This window comes from Allobosea sp. GW821-FHT09G06, from assembly GCF_059416005.1.
Genome location: NZ_JBWKOI010000002.1, coordinates 417,125 through 439,313, shown reverse-complemented (window position 1 = coordinate 439,313; position 22,189 = coordinate 417,125). Strand labels below are relative to the sequence as shown.

Here is a 22,189-nt window from a genome sequence, read left to right as displayed (position 1 = left end):
AAGCTGCGGGTCAGGCCGCCGGGCCGGAACCACCTGCGGCGCCTGCCTCCTTCGGCACCGCGCCGATCATCTCCGCCAGCCAGCGGCTCGACGGGTGCAGGGCGCAGAAGGTGATCAGGGCGATCGTGATGGGGACGCCGATGAAGGCGCCGAAGACGCCCCAGAGATAGCTCCAGAAGAAGACCGAGAACAGGACGATCGGTGGCGAGATCGAGAGCGCACTGCCGGCGACCCGCGGCTCGATATAGCTGCCGACGATGAACTGGATCAGGTTCAGGCAGGCGAAGACCGCGATGACCGCCTGCCAGGAGCCGAACTGCGTCATCGCGAACAGGGTCGGGAAGACCGTGGCGACGAGCGGGCCCATGAAGGGGACATAGTTCAACAGGAAGGCGATGAAGCCCCATTCCTCGGCCAGCGGCAGGCCGACGGTCCGGGCGAAGACCCAGACCAGCAGGCCGGTGATGACGCTCATCGCCGTCCGGACCAGCATGTAGCGGCGGATCTTGGCGGCCGTCGCGATGCTACCGCGCAGGATCAATTCGGCCATGTCGCGGTTGCGCATCACCTTGAGCCTGCGGCCGAAATCCTCGACCTCGAGCAGGCCGAGCAACACATAGACCAGCACCACCAGCCAGAAGCTCATCGTGCTGTTCAGCCGGCCGCTCACGGTCTGGACGGCGCGCAGCACCCAGGCCGAGCTGAAATTCTCCGACCAGAGCGCCGCAACCGCGATGCCATGCCCTTCGAGCCAGAGCGTGATCTGCTCGTAGAAGGCCTGGAAGCGCGCGGCATCGCTGACGATCCAGCGGCCGACCCGGCCGAAGGCCCAGACGATCAGCGAGCCGAAGGCAAAGAAGGCGACGACCATGACGAAAAGGCTCAGCGCCAGCGCGAGCAGCCGCGGCAGCGCGCCCTGCAAGGCCTTCTGCAAGGGCCAGACCAGCGCGATGATGAACAGCGCGAAAGCGACCGGCGCGAAGACGGAGCTCGCGATCGACAGCGCGACCACGAACAGGATGACGGCGATGATGACCTGCGCGGCCTGGGAGGTCTTGGCGCTCGTCATAGGCCAGCCCGGCTCCGGGCGTAAAACCGCGTCGCAGCGGCAGTTCTCTTCAGCGCAGGCACCCGTCAGACCCCCTTGGTGAACTCGTCGAGATCGAGCGTCGAATGCTTGCCGATCTCATCGCGATGCGCCCGGTAGAAGGCCTCGGCGGAGCGCCTGCCCTCGTCATGGAGCATCGTGAAGAACTCCCACTCGGCATTGAGCTTCGAGGAATAGCCGAGTTCGATCATGGCGTCGCTGGTGATGCGGTGGAGGCGCATGCGCGCCCAGCGCGCGCCCTCGCCCGTGCCGGAGAGCGCCTCGCGCTGCAGCAGCGCCATCATCCGCAGCTCCTTCAGCAGCACCGCGTTGAAGGAGACCTCGTTGAGGCGGTTCAGGATGTCCCGAGCATTGCGCGGCGTGCCCGGCCGCTCGACCGGGTTGATCTGGATGAGAATCGTGTCGCTGGCCGTGCTTTCCTCGATCAGCGGGGTCATCGTCGGGTTGCCGGAATAGCCGCCGTCCCAATAGCTCTCGCCGTCGATCTCGACCGCCTGGAACAGAGTCGGCAGGCAGGCCGAGGCGAGCAGCACGTCCGGCGTGATCTCGCCGTTCCGAAAGATGCGGTTGCGCCCCGTCCGGACATTCGTCGCGGAGATGAAGAGCTTTATCGGGCCCCTTGCGATGGCGTCGTAATCGATCGCCTCGGCGAGGATCTCCGTCAGCGGGTTCGTACCCGACGGGTTGAGGGTGTAGGGCGAGACGACGCGGGACATCATGTCCATCGCCACGAAGAGCGGCGAGGTGTCGAGCGTCCAGCGGCCGAGCAGCACATCGAGCGGCGAGCGCTGGAATGGACTGAAGCGGGCCGCCTCGGACACCTTCCGCCAGTAGCGGTCCAGCGCCTCGCGGGCACCTTCACGCCCGCCGAGCGCATAGCCGGAGGCCAGCACGGCGGCATTCATCGCGCCGGCCGAGGTGCCCGAGATCGCCTCGATCGTCAGCCAGTCCTCCTCGAGGATCCGGCTCAGCACGCCCCAGGTATAGGCCCCATGTGCACCGCCGCCCTGGAGGGCAAGGTCGATGTTCAGCGGAGCGCGCGCGTCGCTGCCGCGGCTGGAGGCGGAAGGCGTCTTGCTCACCGGAATACCTCTCTGGTCGGCGAAGCCCGCCATCGCATGACGGCGGGCTTCGGTCGCAGCTTACGCCTTCGGGGCCTCGGTCTCGGCCACGGCCGAGAGCGCCGCGCGCAGCTGCGCCTCCTTGGTCTCGTCGAAGGAGGTCTGCATCAGCGTGCCGCCGACGCCCTTGAGATCAGCAAGCACCTTGTCGGTCGTCATCTTGCGGATGAGCAGGAACAGGCCCGCCGTGTTCGGCTGCAGGGCCTCGGCCGCATCCTTCATGAACTGGTCGTTGATGCCGATATCGCTGAACTTGCCGCCGAGCGCGCCGGATGCGGCACCAAGTGCCGTGCCGATCAGCGGGTTCAGGAAGATGAAGCCGATCAGCGTGCCCCAGAGCGCACCGGAAGCCGCGCCCGTGGTGGTGAGGTTGATCATCTGGTTGAGCTTCACATGGCCCTTCTCGTCCTTGACCACCACGACGGCGTCACCCAGCTCGATCAGATATTCGCGCTGCAGGGAAAGGACCTTCTGGCGGACCTCCTCGGCCTTCTGTTCCGTCGGGAAGGCGATGAAGACGAGATCGCTCATGTCGATGACTCCGTACTCGTGGGGTGAGAAAGAACCGGCAACCGGCCGGTCAGGCCGGAAGGTTTCCGGTGCGAGAAAGACAGGCGCGAGCCTTCCTCACGGCCGCTGCGGCGAAGCCGCGGCGGATTGCGGCCCCGGCAGCGGCCTGACGCGCTGGCCGGGATGCAGGGCCTGCACGCCGGCCGAAACGATCACCTCGCCGGGCGCCAACCCCTGCGAGAGGATGATCTTGCTGGGATCGAAGCGCAGCACGTCGATGTCGCGCAGCGAGACCGTCGACTTGGCGGGATCGACGACCCAGACGGCCGGCGAACGGCCCTGCTGGGTCAGCGCGCTTGCGGGGATGGCGACGATCGCCGCGGTCGAGACCTCGATCGTGCCGACGACCGTCGAGCCAAGGCGCATCGCCTCCGGCGGGTCCTGCAATCCGACCCGGACGGCGAAGGTCCGCGTCACCGGATCGGCCTGCGGCGCGACCTCGCGCACCGAGCCATAGGCCGTGACACTGGGCGCATCGGCCAGCGAAACGCGGATCTTCGCATCGGCGAAGCGCGGATCAAGCAAGGCGGCCGGCACATTGAAGACGGCATCGCGGCTGTCGTCGCGGGCGATCTGGACGAGGACCTGTCCGGGCTGGACCACTTCGCCGGGCTCGACCTGGCGAGCCGTCACGACGCCGGCGACATCTGCACGGAGTTCGGTGAAGCCGAGCCGGTCCCGCGCGAGCTCGACCTGCGCTTCCGCGTTCTCAAGGGCAGCCTGCGCAGTCTCCTGCGCGCGCCGCGCCTGATCGTAGCGCGGCCGCGTGGTGAAGCCCTGCGCCATCAGGCGCTCCTGACGTTCATAGGTATTGCGGGCCGTGCTGACCTCGCCGCGCGCCGCTTCCAGAGCGGCTTTCGCGGCGGTCAGGGCATTCTGCTCCAGGGCCGGCTCCAGGCGGGCGATGACCTGCCCGGCCTTGACCCGGTCGCCGACATTGACCGGGCGTTCCAGCACGCGTCCGCCGATGCGGAAGGCGAGCCCGACATCCTTCTTGGCCTGAACCTCGCCGCTAAGCTGGACATCGTCGGAGAACTGCCCGGCGGCGACGGTGACGACGCCGACCGGGCGCGCCTCCGCCGGCGGCGCCTGCTCGTTGCGGCAGGAAGCGAGCGCCGCTGCGAGCAGCGTGAGACTTCCCATTCGGCGGAGCGCCTTCAGCGGAATACGCTTCGTCACGATCGGGCTCATGACAGGGTTCCTCCCGCGCTGGCCGGTCGCTTCGCCCCGCTCGGCCCTGTCGCAGCGCCGAAGACGGCGACATAGAGCACCGGCAGCAGAACCAGGGTCAGCACCGTCGCGACCAGCAGGCCGCCCATGATCGCGAAAGCCATCGGCCCCCAGAACACGGTCGGCGCGATCGGGATCATGCCGAGCACGGTCGAGACCGCCGTCAGCATGATCGGCCGGAAGCGCGTGCCGGCCGCGTCGATGGCAGCCTCGACGACACCCTTGCCGGCGGCACGCTCGTCCTCGATCTGCCCGACCAGGATCACCGCATTTTTGGTGATGATGCCGATCAGGGCGAGGATGCCGAGCAGCGCGACGAAGCCGAGCGGCTTGCCCGAGAGCAAGAGCGCCCCGACGACACCGATCAGGCCGAGCGGCGCGATGCTGAGCACGATCGCGAACAGCCTGAAGCTCCTGAGCTGCGCCATCAGCACCGTGAACATGATCAGCAGCATGACCGGGATCACGGCGATGACCGAGGCCTGCGACTTCGCGCTTTCCTCGACCGCGCCACCGACGGCGATGTCGTAGCCGGCGGGCAGGCTCTTGCGCAGCCCGTCGATCGAAGGTTGCAGGGCGTTGACGACGGCGTCCGGCAGGACGCCCGGCGCCACATCGGCCGCCACCGTCAGGTTCGGCACGCGATCGCGGCGCCAGATCAGCGGCGTCTCGAGCCCGTAGCTGAAGCTGACGAATTGCGAGACCGGAACCGAGCGGCCGCTCGGCAGTGCGACCTGCATGCTGCGCAGCGTGTCGAGCGAGACGCGGTCGCTGTCCTGCGCCCGGACGACGACATCGACCAGATAGATGGAGTCGCGCACCTGCGTCACGACGGTGCCGGAGACGACCGTGTTCACGATGGCAGCCACCGCCGCAGAGCTCAGGCCGAGCCGGCGCGCCTCATCCTGATCGACGCGCAGCCGCAATTCCCGCGAGGGCTCGATCCAGTCGAAATTGATGTGGCGGGCATTGGGATTGGCCGCCATCACTTGCCCGAGCCGCAAGGCGATGGAGCGCACCTCGGCCGTGTCCGGACCGCTGACGCGATACTGCACCGGCGAGCCCACCGGTGGGCCGAGTTCGAGCGGCGAGACGCGGGCGACCACGTTCGGAAACTCCTTGGCGAGCAAGGTCTCAAGCTTCGTCCGCACCCGCTCACGCGCCGCCACGTCCTTGGCAACGATCACGGCCTGGCTGAAGAAATCGTTCGGCAGTTGCGCATTCAGCGGCAGGTAGAAGCGGATCGCGCCGCGGCCGATATAGGTGCTCCAGCGCTCGATATCGGGGTCGCCCTTCAGGGAGGCCTCGAAGCGGTTGACGAGGTCCTCGCTCGCATAGATCGAGGCGTTTTGCGGCAACGTGAGATCGACCAGCAGCTCAGGCCGGTCGGAGGCCGGGAAGAACTGCCGCGGCACCAGCGGCAACGCCAGGATCGAGGCCGCGAACAGGCCGAGCGTGACTGCGATGGTGATCCAGCGCAGCTTGATCGCCCTCGAGAGCAGCGAGCGGAAACCGCGCTCGACCCGGCCCGGCTCCTTGCTCTGCGCCGAAGCCTTGGGCGCCTTCAGCATGGCGACGCCGAGCACGGGCGCGAAGAGAACGGCGACGAACCAGGAGACGACGAGCGCGATCGTCACCACCGCGAAGAGCGAGAAGGTGTATTCGCCGGCCGAGCTCGCCGCGAAGCCGATCGGCACGAAGCCGGCGATCGTCACCAGCGTGCCGGCCAGCATCGCAGTCGCGTATTTATCGAAGGCGAAAGTCGCCGCCTTGAGCTTCTCCTCGCCCGCGGCGAGCCGCGTGACCATGGCGTCGGTCGTCGTCATCGCGTCGTCGACGAGCAGGGCCAGCGCGATGATGAGCGCGCCGAGCGAGATGCGCTGCATGTCGATGCCGGCGACCAGCATGCAGGCGAAGACGATGGCGAGCGTCAGCGGGATCGCGAGCGCGACGACGAGGCCCGGCCGCACGCCGAGGCTGATGAAGCTGACGACCATGATGATGCCGACGGCCTGCCAGAGCGACATCATGAAGTCGTCGATCGCATGCGAAACCGTCACGGCCTGGTCGGCCACGAGGTTGGGCTCGATGCCGAGCGGCAGGCCGGCAGTGACCGCGTCCATCGCCTTCTTGATGTTGCGGCCGAGCGCGAGGATGTCGCCGCCCTCGCGCATGGCGATGCCGAGCCCGATCGACTCGCGGCCGTTGACGCGGAACATCGGCGTCGGCGGATCGGCCTGGCCGCGCCTGACGGTCGCGATATCGGCCAGCCGCACCATCCGGTCGCCGACCGGGAAGTTGATGTTCAGCAGGTCCGCTTCCGACTGGAAGGCGCCGGAGACGCGCACGAAGAACTTCTCGTCCTGCGTCTGGATCTCGCCTGCGGGCCGAACCACGTTCTGGGCCTGGAGGGCCGCGAGCAGGCCACCGCGATCGAGCCCGAGATTGGCGAGTTCCCGGACGGAGAACTCGATGAAGATGCGCTCGTCCTGCGCGCCGATGATCTCGATCTTCGAGACGTCCGGCACGAGCAGCAGCCGCGACCGGATGGACTCGACATGGTCGCGCAATTCGCGGCTGGTGAAGCCGTCCGAGGTGAAGCCGTAGATGATGCCGAAGGTGTCGCCGAAGCGGTCGTTGAAGAACGGCCCGAGCGTGCCGGCCGGCAAGGTGTGCCGCATGTCCGCGATCAGGTTGCGCACGCGGTACCAGGTGTCCTGCACCTGGCGGCCGGGCACGTCGCCCTTGAGGTTGACGAAGATCGTGGTCACGCCGGGCCGGGTGAAGCTGCGGACGCTGTCGAGGCCGGGCGTCTCCTCGATCTGCCGTTCGAGCCGTTCCGTGACCTGGCTCAAGGTGTCTTCCATGCTGGCACCAGGCCAGACGGCGGAGACCACCATGGTCTTGATGACGAAGGCCGGGTCCTCGTTGCGACCGAGCCTGATGAAGGCGAAGACGCCGGCGACGACCGCCACCACCATGAGATAAATGACGACCGAGCGGCTCTTCAGCGCCCATTCCGACAGGTTGAAGCTCATCGCGTCTCGGCTCCGGTCAGGCGCACCTGCTGGCCTTCACGGAGAAGCCCGGCACCGGCGGTGACGACGATGTCGCCGACCTGCAATCCCTTGGAAATGCTGGCGGCGGCGGGATCGGCATTGGCCACTTCCAGCTGGCGCAGCGAAACGGTCGATGTCTTCGGGTCGACCACCCAGGCACCCACCTTCTGGTCGCGCCGGGTCAGCGCCGTCGCCGGAATGGCGATGCCACCGGCACCCTCGGCGCGGATCGCACCCGAGACGGCCGCACCCAGCCGAAAGCTCGGCGCCGGATCGGTGAGGCCGACCCTGATCCTGAAGGTCCTGGTCACGGGATCGGCCTGCGGCGCGATCTCGCGCACCCGGCCCTTGGCCTCCGCGCCGGCCTCCCCACTCAACGCGACCTGCACCGGCATGCCCGGCGCGAGGCGGCGCACCAGATCGGCGGGAATCTCGAATACCGCGTCGCGCCCGTCACGCCGCGCCAGCTGGACGATCATCCGACCGGCGGCGACGACCTCGGCCGGCTCGGCACCGACGCGAGTGACGATGCCCGGCGCGTCGGCCTTCAGCGTCGTGAAGCCGACGAGGTCCTCGGCCGAGCGGACACGCGCCTGCGCGGCCTCGACCTGAGCACGTGCCGCGGTCAGCCCCTGCCGGGCGGCATCGAAATCCGCCTGCGTGGTGATGTGCCGCTCAAGCAGATGGCTCTGCCGCTGGAACTGGTTCTCCGCCTTGCGCAGGTCACCTTCGGCGGCAGCCAGCGCCGCCTGGGCCGAGCGGAGATCATTGAGCTCGTTTTCGGGATCGAGCCGCGCGACGACCTCGCCCTCGCGGACATTCGCGCCGACGCCGACGAGGCGCTCAGCCAACCGACCTCCGATGCGGAAGGCCAGCGCGGCCTGGTCCTGAGCCTCGACATGACCGGTGAAGGTGAGATCGGGCGCCGAACGCGGCGGCTCGACCGTCACGGTGCGCACGAGGCGCACCGGCGGAGGCGGCGCCTTCTCCTCGCTGTTGCACGAGGCGACGGCCAGCGCGACGGCCACCATGGCAAGCAGGCTGCCCGTGCCAGGGGAAGCGTCACCGCGCCTCATGCCAAGCCTCCGGCCATTGCTGCCGCGAGCTGCGCGCCAGGGTGCCGCAAGCCTTGCCTCTGCATCGAACTACATCCCCTGACGGCCACGGCTTCATCTGCGCACGGGCTTTTTTGCACCCGCGAAATCCCGCGAACGCTAGCAATACGGGCGGGAACACGGATCAGCTCAGAATCCCAACTCTGGGCTGCTCATCTCATTTGTTGCTGCGGCAGCTCCCCGGCGACGGCGCGCCGCAAGCCGTAGGCGACCGGCAGCAGCAGGAGCAGTCCCGCCCCGGCAACCACCGCCATGACGAGATAGATTCCCTCCCCCCAGCCCTCGTACAGCCAGCCGGACAGGGTCGTCAGAACCGCCATCAGACCGGCCCAGCCTCCGGCAAGCCAGGCCTGGGCGCTCGCCTGCATCCGGCCCGGCGCCAGCCGCGACAGCAGGAAGATGCTGCCGAGATGGGTGACCCCGAATGTTACGCCATGTGTCAGCTGAAGGCCCGCCAGCGCCGGCAAACCGGGGTCCTGCGCCATCGCCGCCCAGCGCAGGATCGTGGCCGCGGCCGCCGCAAGCAACAGGCCGGCGGCACTGCCGGCGCCGCTCATCCGATAGCCCAGACAAGCGAACAGGACGACCTCGGACAGAACCCCGAGCGACCACAATCCCCCCATCATCGGGCCGGAGATGCCGTTGGCCTGCCAGTGCAGCGCGCCGAACCCGTAGAACGCCGCGTGGCTTGCCTGCACCAGCGCCGCACCGGCAATCGCGCAAACGAGGAACAGCGGATGGGCCGGCCAGCCGTCGCCCTGCGCGCGGCCGGCGGCATGGCCTGCCGTCCCCTTCATGCAGCCTGCGGCCGCCACCGCCGTCGCGATCGCCGAAGTCAGCAGCAGGACGATGATCGATGCGGACGAAAACCATTCGAGGGCCCAGCCGGCAATGATGTTGGCGGCAGCAAAGCCCAGCGCACCCCACAGGCGGACACGGCCATAGGTCAGCTCCGGCCTGACCGTCCGGGCAAGGCGCTCCAGCGTCATGGTATCGGCCAAGGCGATCAGGGGGCCCTGCGCCAGCGCAATGGCGATGACGACAAGAAGGATCGGCCAGAAGCCGTTCGCAACGGTCAGAAGGCCTGTCCCCGCCGCGACCAGCACGGCGCAGAGCGTCAGCACCACGGCGATACGCCCGCTCCGATCAGCCAGCGCGCCAACGGTGGGATTGGCGATGATGCGGGTCAGCAGCGGAGCGGCCAGGACAATTCCGATCGCGTCACTGTCGAGGGATTGCGCCTTGAGCCAGAGCGGGAAGAACGGAAGGTTCACCCCGAGCTCGAAGAACAGGCATGCATAGAGCAGCGCCAGCCGGCCGACGGGCACCTCCGGCGCAATCGCACCCTGCCCGCCTGCAGATGCGGCGGGTTCGCTGCCAGTCAACATCACTGTCTTCTTGCGCAGAAACGTGAGGATCGGCACCGCTCAGCCCGGCACGGGGGCTTCGGGCTCATCGGCGAAATAGCGGATCAGGCCACGCTCGCGCGCTTCCGTGGGGCTGTAGCCGAACTCGCGGCGAAAGGCCCGGCTGAAGGTCGAGTGATCGGCAAAGCCGACTTCGTTTCCGATCGCGTGAATGGAACGCGCGAACCGATGGGAGCTCAGCCGGTAATGGGCCTCGCGCAGGCGCTCCCGGTTGATGAAATGAGCCACGCCGCCGCTGCTCTCGAACAGCCGGTAGAGCTTCGAGCGGGACATGGCCAGAAGCCGGGCCAGCCGCTCGGGCCCGAAATCGGGGGCGGCCATGTTCTGGCGCACGACGGCGCGTGCCCTGTCGATCAGGACCGAGCCCGGCAGATGCCGCGCCAGCTCGGAGCTGACCGGCCGGGGCGCGATGCAGGCTGCGACGAGCGCCTTGGTCGGCATCTCCAGACTTGCGGCATGCTCGGGGGTGACGAGAGGCAGCCGCCGGACAAGGCCATCCATGTAGCCGGCCAGCAAGGGCGCGAACTCCTCGCTCACGGTGAGACCATGGGCATCGTCGAGGCGCTGCTCATCCTGGGGGTGCCGGTCACGCGGAAGGTAGAGGGTGATGACCTCGCTGTCCTGGGCCTGCCCCTCGAAGGGAAGCGCCAGCGAACGGAAGCTCAGATCCTCGTATGGCGCGCCGTCGGCCGCCGTCGTTCGCGCCAGCACCACGCACCAGTGATCCAGATAGGATTTGGGACGGTGTCGCCATTGGCGGCCGGGAGCGCCCGCATAGACGACATGCGTCAAGACGAGCTCTCCCAGGTTCCAGGAGGAAAACTCGGCGCCGAATCCTGCGGACGCCTCCCCGATCGGAAGGAGCTCGATCGTATCCTTGTGCAGGGAACGCCAGGCGTCGAACTGATCCTGTGCCCGTAGCCCCGCCGTGCGCAAATTCGGCACCGCAAACATGTCGATGTCCCTTCTCACGCCGCCCCGAGAGAAAGCCGGTATCAGATCCCGTCACGCTGCATGCCGCGCCAAAAGAGCAATGCAGACAGCGAACTCTAACACTCGATGATTTCGAACAAAATTGATCCCGGTCAAACCGATCGGATCATGCAAATAATCGTAAAATCATACTTATCGTCATCAAGTATCACCCCCCACCATCATCAACGTCAACCCTATGGCACGGCCGCGGCATCGAAGACCCGGATCGGCGCGGTGACCAGCATCGTCGCAGCCGAACCGATCACACCTGCTGCCGCGACAGGGGCGGGAACGTCGGAATCGGTGATGACCTGGCCCTGCAGCAGGCGCCCACCGATCAGGCGCACGGCATCGGGGCTTGCGGCGAAAAGGTCGTGGTTCAAGCGATCGCCGGCGTTGACCGCGGACAGGTCGATCACCGTGATCCCGGCCTGACCGGCGAACTGGCGGCGATATTCCTCCTGCGTGGGATCGATGCCGCCGAGCCGCGTCGCCCCGCGCGCGATGAACCTTGAGACCTGCAGGGCCCGGTCGTGCTGCGCCGTGAACAGCGTGATCTGCGGGCGCTTCGGCCCCATATCTTCGATCTGCCGGCGGAAGACACCGACATCGAGGTCAGGCGACGCCAGGATGAGATTGCTAATCTTGCGCGGAACGCCGCCTTTCCGCAGCGCGATCTGCCTGACCGCTTCGACGGCGGGCCAACTCCCCATCGAGTGAGCGAGGATCACCACCTCGCGGACCTCGGGGCCGGCAACGGCCACTTCGAGCAGGTCCGCAAGATCCGACCGCGAATAGGAGGCGTTGTCGAAGTCCCGGCTGTAATCGAGCAGATAGCCGCGCGAGGGCCAGGAGAAGAGGACCGGGGCAGCGTCGGCGTCGGCGTCATGCGCCAATTGCGCGAAGCGGAAGACAGCGCGGTCGAACGGCGTGTTGAAGCCATGCACGAAGACGAAGACGCGTTTCCCGCGCCCGCTGGTCGACCTGAACCAGTTGGCGAGCCCGGCTTTCGACACCGGCGTGGAGGCCGTCACGACGAAATCCCTGGCCGGATCGCCCGGAATCGATCGCGGCAGCTGGATGGTACCGGGCTCGCGGCCCGGCGGAATCGAGACGATGATATTCCTGAACGAAACCTGCTCGCCTCGTTCGCCGGTGAAGAGGATTCCGGGATTGTCGGACGGGGCGCGCGTCGTGGCCGCCAGCATGTTGACGCTGTTCGTGCCGGGAGCAGGAGCCACCGGCAGCAGCAGCCCTTGTGGCGTCGAGGCGCAAGCCGCCAGCCCGGCCGCGAGCACGGCCGGCAGGAGCACCCGGGAGCGGGGCCACGCCGCGCCGAGACGGCTGCTTATCGACGTCAAGAATCTCATGCGGGACGGACCGTAGGTAACCGCTCCGGTGCCGACAAGCTCAGGTTTGCTGCACCGCGATGCCGGATCGGATTTTGGGACAGGAGATCAAGAATTGAGATTCTCCGCCAATATCCTGTCCGCGACAAGCCTCTCGCCGCCACCCGAAGGGCTGAAATCTATGCAAGAACGCAATCCGGCATGGATTCAGCGCTTGACCGGAGACCAATCGGCGCTTGCATGACAATGACAAACGCGACCAACGTATCGCACCGCCCCGATGCGGCACCGATAGCAAAAACTATACTTAAGGTTGCAAATGGAACGCAGGACATTTCTGATCGCGCTTTTCGGCGGCGTGCTGTCCGCCGCGACGGCCGAAGCCTCGCCGCGCGATGAGCAGGCAGCCGCGGCGGCAAACGCGCTCGACAGGCTGGATGCAGAATTCACGCAAGGACCGCCGCAGCCGCGGGCGCCCGGCGCGGCAACGCTTCCGGCCGGTCCCCGCGATACCCGGCCGCGGCGGAAGAACTGGCATCGCTATCGCCAGCGCAATCGCCGGCCATTGCCACCGCCGCCATGGCGCCGCGGACGCTGAAAACGGGATGGCAAGGTGCCGCGCCTTCAGAAAGCGCGGCACCACGCCAGATCCAGGCCTTACCGCAGCGGCGGCGCGTAGAGAACGCCGCCCATGCTCCAGAGCTGGTTGAGCCCGCGCGGAATGCCGAGCTTCGAGCCGGTGCCGAGATTGCGCTCATAGATCTCGGCATAGTTGCCGCCCGCCTTGACGGCGCGGACCGCCCAGTCGGCCTCGAGGCCGAGCGCCTTGCCGAAGCCGCCTTCCGCACCGGTGAAGCGGCGCGCATCGGGCTTCTGGGATTTGAGGGCCTCATCGAGATTGGCCGCGGAAATCCCGAGCTCCTCGGCGTTGACCAGCGCGAAATTCACCCATTTCACCAGCGTGAACCAGGGGAAATCGTCGCTGCGCACGACAGGCCCGAGCGGCTCCTTCGAGATCACGTCCGGCAGCACGATCGCCTCGGCCGGCGTTGCGAGCCTCAGCCGCTCGCCATGCAGGGCCGACTGGTCGCGGGTCAGCACGTCGCATTGCCCGGACTGGAAGGCGGAGAGCGCCTCGGCCGCACTCGGATAGACCTTCTCCTCATAGGTCATCGAGTTGGCCTTGAAGAAATCGGCGAGGTTGAGCTGGGTCGTGGTGCCGGCCTCGACGCAGATCTTCGCCTTGTCGAGCGACAGCGCCGTATCGACCTTGAGCGCGCGCTTCGCCAGGAAGCCCTGGCCATCGTGATAGGTGATGCCGGCGAAGGCCAGGCCCAGCTCGGCCTCGCGGCCCAGCGTCCAGGTCGAGTTGCGCGCCAGCAGATCGACCTTGCCGCCCTTCAGCGCATCGAAGCGCTGGCTCGCCGAGAGCGAGGTGAAGGCGACCTTGCCGGGATCGCCCAGCACGACCGCCGCCACGGCGCGGCAGAAATCGACATCGAAGCCGCGCCAGTTGCCTTGCGCATCCTTCTCGGAGAAGCCGATCACGCCTTCGCTGACGCCGCATTGCAGCGTGCCGCGCTGCTTCACGGTGTCGAGCGTGCCGGCACCGGCGGGAAGGGTAAGGCCGAGGAGGGTCGCGAGACCAAGACCGCCGCGGCGAAACCAGGAAACCTTCGACATGTCTGTCCGTTCCTTCTGCGATTCAGCGGTAGCGGTTACAGCGTCGCCTTGTGGCGGATGACGACCTTGGTCCCGACGGGCACGCGGTCATAGAGATCGGCGATGTCGCCATTGGCGAGACGGAAGCAGCCCGACGAGATCGCCTGGCCGATCGTCTCGGGCTGGTTGGTGCCGTGGATGCGGAAAACGGTCGAGCCGAGATAGAGCGCACGCGCGCCCATCGGGTTGCCCGGGCCGCCGGCCATGAAGCGCGGCAGATAGGGCTGGCGCTGCAGCATCTCCGGCGGCGGGCGCCAGTCCGGCCATTCCGCCTTGCGGCTGACCTGGACCTGGCCGGACCAGGTGAAACCCTCGCGGCCGACGCCGATGCCGTAACGCAGGGCCCGTCCGTTGCCCTGCACGATATAGAGGAAGCGCTCGGCCGAATGGATCACCACCGTGCCCGGCGCCTCGTTCGAGCGGAACAGCACCATCTGGCGGGCATAGGGCCCATCGGTGATGGTGGCTTCCTCGGTCGAGACACGGCCCGGCTCGTCGCCGATATCCATAGTCTCCTGAATCGCGGCGGGCGGGCGCGGCTGCGCCACCGCCGGCACGGCGAGAAGCGGCACCAAGCCGAGGCTGGTAGCGAGCAAAGCGGTGCGGATGCCGTGGTTCATCTCATCGCCTCCGGTCAGCCGCAGCGGCTGTAGATGAAGGTGCCGTAGCGGGCATTGGCATCGGGATCGACGAAGCGCGACACGATCTCCTTCGGCTTCACCGACAGCAATTCGCGATCCTGCGGATCGCCGGCCGGGGCCTCGAAGCCGAGATAGTTCTTGCCGCCGGGGCCGGCCTTCAGCCTGAGCTCATAGAGCTTGGGGTCATCCGCGACATGCATCATCACCCCGTCACCGGGACCTTTGGCGATCACATAGGGCTGCTTGCACTGGCCCCGTGCCTCGGCTTCCGTGCGCTTGCGGTCCTTCTCGGTATGGAAGGACGCGACACCCCAACGCCCGACCAGGGCATCGCGCGAAATATTGGCCGGGGCCGGCGCAGATGCACCCGCCGCGCTGCCGCTCGCGACGGGCGGCAGGCTCTCGCCTCCGCCGCAACCCGCGAGAAGAAGCGGCAGCGCCACGCTGCAGGCCACCGCACTGACGCACGGCCGCCGGGCGCTGCGAGAACACGCGGGCTTGCTTGTCATCGTCCCTCCTTGCGGCCTGGTCAGCGTCGAGGCCGGACCGGTTGCCGCCGCCTTTTCCCGAATGATCGGTCGCCCGGTCCGCCCGAAAGCTCGCCGGCCGCCGCACCGTCTTGTCGCCGCTCACCGGAGCCAAGCGGAACGCCGGGCATGAGAGCCGCAAATCCAGCCCCGATCAAGCCCGCCGGCCGGGACCATGCCGCGCCCTCGGTGAGGGCTGCAGCCCCGGAGGCGGCTGAAACCCGCAAATCTCAAGGCCCATTCGCGCCCGGCAGGATCAGCGGACCGATCGCATCATGATCTGAAATCGGCTGCGCAGGCCGCAAGGTCGCCATGTCCATGGCCCTGCATGCCTGCAACGATGTCGGGCAGGCACTGCCGCAAGCCATCAGGGCGATGCCGGCACCGGCCGCCGACGGCCCCGTGTCCGGCGCAAATTCACGCGCGGAGGGCGTTCCGGCCGGGTATGGGACTGCCGGCGGAGCTGCCGCTGACGATTGTAGTAGAGTTGCGGCCGCTGGCTGAATTCGACCTCGGCCCGATCAAGCGCGCTGGCCGTTTCCGGCGCCAGGGCCTCTGGACCCAAGGGCGCCGCACGGGTGGGAGGATTGGGTAGCAGAGCCGCCCCGGCCAATCCGAGAAACCCCGCCAGCACCGATCGCCTGCTCGTCATGCCATACCCTTCCCGCTCCGGCGCATCACGGATCATGCCGTCGGGCGGCGTCGCTGCGCAACACCGCCCGACGGCCGAAGCCGATGCGACCTCAGGGGCAGCGCGCCTCGAAGACGCGGCCCTGGCGATCGCGGTAGAGGCAGTTATTGGGCGTGGTCGCCCGGCCGATCACGGCCCCGGCGACGCCGCCGACGGCAGCACCGATCGCTGCGCCGCGGCCGCCACCGGCAATGCCGCCGACGATAGCCCCCGTGCCGGCGCCGATCGCGGCTCCGCCGAGCGTCCGCTGGTCGGCTGAATTGGTGTTGCACCCTGCAAGGGCCAGACCGATGGCGAGGACGGCAAATTTCAACCGCATCTGAGACATTTCCTCTTGAATTCAACAACCTTCAGGCATGCCGGACATGCAATCGACAACGAGACGCTATCGTCGCATTCGAGCACCTGAATCCAGCCGAGCCTAGGCTGCGGAACCGGGAATGCATCCTCCGAGAATCCCAAAATATGTACTTGCAATCCCAAATGCGGCACCCTCATCGTTCTCGACACCGATCGACTTGACACATGAAGCAAACAAACCCGTGATTGCCTCAGACAATCAAAATCACCTGCCGGAATGACCGACTTAAACAGCAACACCCAGATTCAAAACATCATTCTTGCGTCACATCGATACATCTGAGGAAATTTCTCAATGAACAGGCGATCATTCCTGCTTGGGATACTTGCTGCCAGCTCGGGGCTTGCCGGGGCATTGCTGATTGGAGATGCCTCCGCAGCCCCCACGGTTTGCGCCGCGGCATCGCCCTCCTGCACCGACGACGTCGTCGCGGCGCTGCCTGACGGGACCCAGGCGGATTGGTCGCAAGCCCATCGCGGCCGGCATCGTCATGGCCCGCCGCACCATCGCCGCCGGCATGCACGCCGCCAGGTGCGGGTTTGCCGCACGTTTCGGGACCGCTTCGGCCGGCGCGTCCGCCGTTGCCATTGGACCTGGGTCTGAACCGGCCCTCGCATCGGGCAGCCGATCCCAACGCCTTTGCCTGTTCGCCCTGGCCTATCGGATGGTCCGCTTTCCCGTGGGATGCGCTAGCATCACGCCGATTGCAGGGACCGGACGCGCGAACCTTGAACAGCCGCCAGATCGAAGTCTTCGCCGCCGTGATGAAGGCCGGGACCGTGTCCCGTGCGGCCGAGATCCTGGGCGTCACCCAGCCCGGCGTCAGCCGGCTGATCGCCGAGCTTGAGCGATCGCTGGGCTTTGCCCTGTTCGACCGGGTGCGCAACCGCATCGTGCCGACGCCAGAGGGGCGGACTTTCTTCGCCGAGGTCGAGGCCAATTTCCGCGGCATGGATCGGCTGCGTGCCGGTGCCGCCCGCATCCGCGACTATGGCGCCGGGCAATTGCGGGTCGCGACGCTGTCGGCACTGAGTTCGTCGATCGTCCCCAACGCCGTCCTGCGCTTCCGCAGCCTGCGCCCCGACGCGACCGTGACCCTGATGGTCCTGCCATCCCGCGACGTGCGGGACGGTGTCGCCTCCGGCATCTACGATATCGGGCTCGCCGCCGACGAGATCGACGTCACCGGCGTCGTGCACCAGCCCTTCGTGCAGCCGCGCGCGCTCTGCGCCATGCCGCTCGGCCACCCGCTCGCCGAGCGCGAGAGCATCGGCCCGCATGACCTGTCCGGCGTCGATTTCGTCGCCTATGTGCCGGAGGATCGCGCTCGCCAGCGCTTCGACATGATCATGTCGGAGGCAGGGGCGCCGCCGCCCCGCGTGGTGGTCGAGACGATCTATGCCGCGACGGTCTGCGCCTTGGTGGCGCAAGGCGTCGGCGTCGGGCTGGTCAGCCCCTATGCGATCGCCGGCCACGACCAGAGCCGGATCGTGCTGCGCCCGTTCGAGCCGCCGGTGCAGAGCCGGAGCTACCTGATCCTGCCGCCGGACCGGCCGAAATCGCAGCTGGTGCGGGACTTCATCGACTGCCTGATGGCGGCGCGCTGAGACCATAACAACCCGGCATCGAGCCATGCCTTTTGGCTGATTGCCCGCCTGTCCCGGGTGCCTGAGGATTTCCCGAGCGAGGGAAACCCACCATGCATGACCTGACACTTTGCGTTCACCACCCGGCCGTCAACGAGGACGGCTATGCCTCGCTCGCCGTGCCGACACACCGCGCCTCGACCATCGTCTATCCCGATGGCGCGAGCTTCATGGCCCGCAAATATCGCGGCTTCGACGGCTATACCTACGGGCTGCACGGCACCCCGACCACCCGCACGCTCGAAGCGCAACTGACGGTCCTGCACGATGGCGCCCGCACCGTGCTCGTGCCCTCCGGACAGGCGGCGGTCACCATCGTCATGCTGTCGGTGCTGATGCCCGGCGACAAGGTGCTGATCCCCGACCATGTCTATCCGCCGGTGCGCAGCTTCTGTGCCGAATACCTCGAACCGCGCGGCATCGCCTATGGCGTCTATGACCCGCTGATCGGGGCCGGCATCGCCGATCTCATCGACGAGACCGTCAAGCTGGTCTGGGTCGAGTCGCCCGGCTCGAACACGATGGAAGTGCAGGACGTGCCGGCCATCGCCGCGGCGGCGAAGGCGAAAGGCGTGCTCGTCGGCTGCGACAACACCTGGGCGACGCCGCTGATCTTCAAGCCGCTGGAGCATGGCGCCGATTTCGCCTGCGAGGCGCTGACCAAATATGTCGGCGGCCATTCCGACCTGCTGCTGGGCTCGGTGACGGTCAGGGACATGGCGCTGCGCCAGAGGATGAAGGAGATTCTGCGCGGCTTCGGCGTCGGCGTCTCGCCGGACGAATGCCAGCTCGCGCTGCGCGGCATCGAGACGATGGGCCTGCGCGTCGCCCATATGGGCGGGGTTTCCGAGGATTTCGCGCGCCGGCTCGTCGACCATCCCATGGTCGAGCGCGTGCTGCACCCGGCTCTGCCCTCCTGCCCCGGCCATGCGATCTGGAAGCGCGACATGGGCCGCTCCTCCGGCCTGTTCAGCCTCGTGCTGAAGCCCGTCAACGACGACACCATGAGTGCGGCCCTGAGTGCGCTGCGCGTCTTCGCGATCGGCGCGTCCTGGGGCGGAACACGCAGCCTCGTCGCGCCGCAGGCGATCACGCCGGATCGTACCGCGACGGCCTGGACCGCGAAAGGCCCGCTGCTGCGCATCAGCATCGGCCTCGAGGAACCGGGCGAGCTCTGGGCCGATTTGAGCCGGCTGCTTTCGGTGCTCGGGCAAGCCTCCGCAAGCAAGGCGGCCTGACCGGACGCAGGGCCAAGACTGCGACGACAAGGACACGGCGCGTCGCCCGCGCCGTGACGGGAGGATTTTGCCCGAAGACGGCCTCAGAACCACAAAAACGAAGGGGAACTACCATGAAGACGCTCTTTACAGGGCTGGCCACAGCATTTGCGGCAGCCTGCCTCGCGGCGCAGCCCGCGGCCGCCGACACGCTCAAGACGATCCGCGACCGCGGCAAGATCATCTGCGGCACGAGCACCGGCGTCGCCGGCTTCTCGACCCAGGATGCAAACGGTCGCTGGCAGGGCTTCGACATCGATATCTGCCGCGCACTCGCGGTGGTGATCTTCAACGACACGGAGAAGGCCTCCTTCGTGCCGCTGACCTCGAAGGATCGCCTGATCGCGCTGCAAGCCGGCGAGGTCGACGTGCTGCCGCGCACGACGACCTGGACGCTGGCGCGCAATTCCGGCCAGGGCGTCACCTTCACCGGCGTGAACTACTATGACGGCCAGGGCTTCATGGTCCCGAAGAAGCTCGGCGTCGCCAGCGCGAGCAAGCTCGACGGCGCCTCGATCTGCGTCGCGCAGGGAACGACGAGCGAGCTCAACCTCGCCGATTATTTCCGCCGCACGAAGATGAAATACGAGGTCGCCGCCTTCGGCACGTCGGAGGATGCCCTGAAGGCCTATGAGTCCGGGCGCTGCGATGCCTATACGACCGATGTATCCGCCCTCTCGGCGAACCTGCTCAAGTTCCGCGATCCGGGCGAGCACCTGGTGCTGCCCGAGGTGATCTCGAAGGAGCCGCTCGGTCCCTGGGTGCGCAGCGGCGACGATACCTGGTTCAACCTCGTGCGCTGGACGCTGTTCGCCCTGATCAATGCCGAAGAGCTCGGCGTGACCAAGGCCAATGTCCGGGAGCTGACGGAGAACTCGACCAATCCCGAGATCCGCCGTTTCCTCGGCAAGGACGGGAAATACGGCGAAGGCCTCGGCGTCAGCAATGACTGGACTATCAGGATCATCGCCGCGGTCGGCAATTATGGCGAGAGCTTCGAGCGCAATCTCGGCATGAGCTCGCCGATGAAGCTCCAGCGCGGCCCGAATGCGCTCTGGACCGAGGGCGGGCTGCAATACTCGCCGCCCTTCCGCTGAGCGACCCGGCCAAGTGAAGAGCGGGTGAGACTGCCTCGCCCGCTTTGCACATCAAGGCCGGATCACGACCACGTCCTTGATCCGCCGCATCTCGAAATCCGAGATCAGGATCTCAAGCTCGACCTCCCAGCGACCGGCCACCGGCAGGGTCAGCGCTTCGACCCGCCAGATGCCGTCCTGTCCCAGCCGCGCCCGGCGCTCGATCGGCTCGATACCGGCCGCAGCATTGCTGAAGCCAAGACTGAGCTCCTTGGCCGGCAGCGAGCCGAATTCACCGTTCATCAGCACGATCTCGACCGCGACAGGCCCTGCCCGGCCGGGCGTGACCGTGACATCCGCCATGGCCTGCAAGGTGTGGATATGGACGGAAGCCGGCTGCGCCTGCGCCGCGAGGATCGCCCGCGGCGGCGGCGTGAAGCGCCAGAGTGCCGCCGTGCCGAGGATCACGACCAGCGCCGCCAGCTCGATGGCTATGATGCGCGTCATGGCCCGAGCGGCCGGAAGGTCGCCGGCGTCGACCCGTCGTGTCAGGCGCCAGCGGTTGAAGCCCGCCAGCAGGAAGACGAAGGCGACGAGTGCGAGCTTGGCGAGAAGCACGCGGCCATAGGCCGTGGCCAGCAAGGCGGCCGGCGTCTCGACCTGCACCCAGGCCAGAACGACGCCGCTGAGCAACAGCACGGCGACGACGAGCACGATGCCAGAGGAGAAGCGCCGCAGCGCCGCCTTGCCTGCCTCGCTCCGCAAAGCCAGCGCGAGCGGGAACAATGCCCCCACCCAGGCGGCGATCGCGCTCGCATGCAGGAACAAGGCCGAGCGCATCAGCCATTGTGGGTGCGCGGCGCTGGCATGGCCGCTGCTCGCGAGGGCGAGGCCAGCAACCACCGCCGAGAAGAGCCCGACGATGCTCGCACCCCTTGCCTGCCAGCGGATGCCCACGAACGCCAAGGTCAGGGCGATGGCCGCGAGGATGATGGTCCAGAGATAGCTGGTCGCCGCAGCGGCTTTCCAGACGGCCGGCTGGAAGAAGGCACCCAGCGAAGCCCCGAGCGCATCGAGCCCTTGCGCGCCGAGAGCGACCGGCAGGCAGAGCAGGCCAAGGCCCGCCATAGCCGTCGCGAAACGCCTGACCCTACGACCGAGCGAGCCGACCCATGCCCGGCTCGCAGCCGCGCCGCAGGCGAGGAACAGGCCGAGATAGAGTCCGAAGCGGCTGAGCCAGACCAGAAGGCGGACCGGATTGTCGGCCTGCTCTCCAAGATCGGGCGCCGTTCCGCCCGGCGTCCCGACCGAGAAGACCAGCGCGCCACCGACAGGGTGGCCGTCCTCGGACACTACACGCCAGCTCAACGCATAGGTACCGTTCGCCAGCGCGGCGGGAAGCTCGATCGCGACGGTGCGGTCCTTCAGGGCGAAGCGGCCGAGCGCCTGTGCCCCGCCACCGGGGCCGACGAGCCGCAGCGCCAGGGGCGAAACCGGCTCGCTGAAGACGAGTTCGACCTGTTGCGGCGCGGCGGCGAGCACGCTGCCATCGGCCGGCGTCGCGCTGTTCAGCGCGGCGTGGCTCCAGCCGAGGCGAGGCATTCCGGCGCATGCCAGCAGGACGAGAACGAACAACAGGCAACGATTCAATCGGACAGGCATGGCGCATCCTCGTGGCGGAGCGCTCGGGCGCTCCGCCACTGACGGGGTCACTTGGCGGGCGTGAGCTTCACACCCGGGGCCGGGAACTTGTAGTCATCGGCAGACCTGCCGGCGGCGGGAATCTCGATCCAGCGCTCGACGCCGCCGCCCTCGCATTCCTGCACGACGGGAACGTAAAGCGTGGCGTCGGCCTTCAAATCCTTGGTGAGATAGCCGCGCAGCACGAATTCGTCGTAATGCTCGTCGAGCAGCCTGCCGCCGCTCCAGACCACTTCCTTGACGCCCTCGGTGGTCGGCGTGCCGTAATAGTCATAGGATTTCTCGTACTTTCCCTTGACGGTTTCGAGGGTCCAGCCAGACTTCGGCATCGGCTTCACGGCGATGACGCCCTCCGGAATCTGGACGCGGACCTTCGTGGTCGCGGCGCCCTTGCAGCCATGCGGCACGCGCAGCACCGCCTTATAGGTCGCGCCCACGGGAGCCGACTGGTTTTCAAGGGTGACATGGGCCAGCGCCGGGCCGGCCGCGACGAGGCCCGCGAGGGCGAGAAGATACTTCATGGCAATTGTCCTTGGTGACGAAAGCCGCTCGCGCGGCGGGGATGCGGCCGGCGGGCTGCCGGCCGAATGGGA

Annotated in this window: 18 protein-coding genes; 3 read left to right on the top strand and 15 right to left on the bottom strand. The window is 67.4% G+C overall.

Features of this window, described 5'->3' with window-relative positions:
* Window positions 1–10 precede the first annotated feature (10 nt).
* From AC07NY_RS12160 to AC07NY_RS12100, 13 genes are all read right to left on the bottom strand, one after another.
* Entirely contained in the window at window positions 11–1,069 is a 1,059-nt protein-coding gene (locus AC07NY_RS12160; RefSeq protein WP_494584056.1) for an AI-2E family transporter, read from the bottom strand.
* Between the two features lie 65 nt (window positions 1,070–1,134).
* Window positions 1,135–2,190, bottom strand: coding sequence for a patatin-like phospholipase family protein (locus AC07NY_RS12155; RefSeq protein WP_494584055.1), 1,056 nt, complete (start codon window positions 2,188–2,190; stop codon window positions 1,135–1,137).
* A 60-nt stretch (window positions 2,191–2,250) separates the two neighbouring features.
* The gene (locus AC07NY_RS12150) at window positions 2,251–2,760 is read right to left on the bottom strand and encodes a DUF1269 domain-containing protein (protein ID WP_492284605.1); all 510 of its coding nucleotides are present in this window, start codon (window positions 2,758–2,760) and stop codon (window positions 2,251–2,253) included.
* A 96-nt stretch (window positions 2,761–2,856) separates the two neighbouring features.
* Window positions 2,857–3,990, bottom strand: a complete 1,134-nt coding sequence (locus AC07NY_RS12145) for an efflux RND transporter periplasmic adaptor subunit (protein ID WP_494584054.1) — start codon at window positions 3,988–3,990, stop codon at window positions 2,857–2,859.
* Complete coding sequence (locus tag AC07NY_RS12140; protein WP_494584053.1) at window positions 3,987–7,067, bottom strand: efflux RND transporter permease subunit; 3,081 nt, start codon at window positions 7,065–7,067, stop codon at window positions 3,987–3,989. Before AC07NY_RS12140 ends, AC07NY_RS12145 begins: the two co-directional genes overlap by 4 nt.
* Window positions 7,064–8,164 (bottom strand): efflux RND transporter periplasmic adaptor subunit, encoded by a 1,101-nt coding sequence (locus tag AC07NY_RS12135; RefSeq protein WP_494584052.1) that lies wholly within the window; start codon window positions 8,162–8,164, stop codon window positions 7,064–7,066. The genes AC07NY_RS12140 and AC07NY_RS12135 overlap by 4 nt, the downstream gene beginning before the upstream one ends.
* Before the next feature lie 191 nt (window positions 8,165–8,355).
* Entirely contained in the window at window positions 8,356–9,627 is a 1,272-nt protein-coding gene (locus tag AC07NY_RS12130) for an MFS transporter (RefSeq protein WP_494584051.1), read from the bottom strand.
* A gap of 3 nt (window positions 9,628–9,630) precedes the next feature.
* Complete coding sequence (locus AC07NY_RS12125) at window positions 9,631–10,584, bottom strand: AraC family transcriptional regulator (RefSeq protein ID WP_494584050.1); 954 nt, start codon at window positions 10,582–10,584, stop codon at window positions 9,631–9,633.
* 215 nt (window positions 10,585–10,799) lie between these two features.
* A complete protein-coding gene (locus AC07NY_RS12120) occupies window positions 10,800–11,918 on the bottom strand; it encodes an alpha/beta hydrolase (RefSeq protein WP_494584049.1) in 1,119 nt (372 codons plus the stop codon).
* Window positions 11,919–12,611: 693 nt separating this feature from the next.
* Window positions 12,612–13,637 (bottom strand): amino acid ABC transporter substrate-binding protein, encoded by a 1,026-nt coding sequence (locus AC07NY_RS12115; RefSeq protein WP_494584048.1) that lies wholly within the window; start codon window positions 13,635–13,637, stop codon window positions 12,612–12,614.
* Window positions 13,638–13,672: 35 nt separating this feature from the next.
* The gene (locus tag AC07NY_RS12110; RefSeq protein ID WP_492284613.1) at window positions 13,673–14,296 is read right to left on the bottom strand and encodes a L,D-transpeptidase; all 624 of its coding nucleotides are present in this window, start codon (window positions 14,294–14,296) and stop codon (window positions 13,673–13,675) included.
* Window positions 14,297–14,310: 14 nt separating this feature from the next.
* Window positions 14,311–14,760, bottom strand: a complete 450-nt coding sequence (locus tag AC07NY_RS12105) for a hypothetical protein (protein ID WP_494584047.1) — start codon at window positions 14,758–14,760, stop codon at window positions 14,311–14,313.
* 827 nt (window positions 14,761–15,587) lie between these two features.
* On the bottom strand, window positions 15,588–15,854 hold the full coding sequence (locus AC07NY_RS12100; RefSeq protein WP_492284615.1) for a YMGG-like glycine zipper-containing protein: 267 nt from the start codon (window positions 15,852–15,854) through the stop codon (window positions 15,588–15,590).
* Window positions 15,855–16,624: 770 nt separating this feature from the next.
* Here AC07NY_RS12100 and AC07NY_RS12095 point away from each other — a divergent pair.
* The 3 genes from AC07NY_RS12095 (at window position 16,625) to AC07NY_RS12085 (ending at window position 19,916) form a co-directional block, all read left to right on the top strand.
* Window positions 16,625–17,503 (top strand): LysR substrate-binding domain-containing protein, encoded by an 879-nt coding sequence (locus AC07NY_RS12095; protein WP_494584046.1) that lies wholly within the window; start codon window positions 16,625–16,627, stop codon window positions 17,501–17,503.
* Window positions 17,504–17,595: 92 nt separating this feature from the next.
* Window positions 17,596–18,780: a trans-sulfuration enzyme family protein gene (locus AC07NY_RS12090; RefSeq protein ID WP_494584045.1), complete on the top strand. Its 1,185-nt coding sequence runs from the start codon at window positions 17,596–17,598 to the stop codon at window positions 18,778–18,780.
* Window positions 18,781–18,893: 113 nt separating this feature from the next.
* A complete protein-coding gene (locus tag AC07NY_RS12085; RefSeq protein WP_494584044.1) occupies window positions 18,894–19,916 on the top strand; it encodes an amino acid ABC transporter substrate-binding protein in 1,023 nt (340 codons plus the stop codon).
* 51 nt (window positions 19,917–19,967) lie between these two features.
* Here the strand turns inward: AC07NY_RS12085 and AC07NY_RS12080 are convergent, their stop codons facing one another.
* Together AC07NY_RS12080 and AC07NY_RS12075 are read right to left on the bottom strand one after the other, a co-directional pair.
* Window positions 19,968–21,497 (bottom strand): copper resistance CopC/CopD family protein, encoded by a 1,530-nt coding sequence (locus AC07NY_RS12080; RefSeq protein ID WP_494584043.1) that lies wholly within the window; start codon window positions 21,495–21,497, stop codon window positions 19,968–19,970.
* Between the two features lie 107 nt (window positions 21,498–21,604).
* Window positions 21,605–22,117 carry a YcnI family copper-binding membrane protein gene (locus AC07NY_RS12075; protein ID WP_494584042.1) on the bottom strand — a complete coding sequence of 171 codons (513 nt, stop codon included), beginning with the start codon at window positions 22,115–22,117 and terminating at the stop codon, window positions 21,605–21,607.
* Window positions 22,118–22,189 lie beyond the last annotated feature (72 nt).